The 337-nt window shown below is 50.7% G+C and carries 2 tRNA genes; both read right to left on the bottom strand.

The features are described from left to right. Positions 1 to 4: 4 nt before the first annotated feature. Positions 5 to 77: transfer RNA gene (locus ACE5LO_RS27865), tRNA-Phe, on the bottom strand. 183 nt (positions 78 to 260) lie between these two features. Further along, a tRNA-Asp gene (locus tag ACE5LO_RS27870) sits at positions 261 to 334 on the bottom strand. Between the last annotated feature and the right edge of the window lie 3 nt (positions 335 to 337).

Genomic DNA, 337 nt, shown 5'->3' on the forward strand with positions numbered 1-337 from the left:
AAGGTGGCTCGGGACGGAATCGAACCGCCGACACGAGGATTTTCAGTCCTCTGCTCTACCGACTGAGCTACCGAGCCCTGCATCAGGCAGAGCCAACGAGATGCTCGAACCCTAATAAATTTTCATTCAAAAGCTTCTCAAAGATGTTACGGAACCTCCGGGGTACTCTCACTACGTGAGAGACTGCGAAGTTTATTCAATAAAATAATGCTCCGACGAACCCTATTTGGATTCTCATCCCTGAAGCTTAATCTAAGTGACGGAACCGACGGGATTCGAACCCGCGATCTCCTGCGTGACAGGCAGGCATGTTAGGCCTCTACACCACGGTTCCAGA

Source organism: Paenibacillus medicaginis (assembly GCF_042138635.1).
Lineage (GTDB): Bacteria > Bacillota > Bacilli > Paenibacillales > Paenibacillaceae > Paenibacillus > Paenibacillus medicaginis.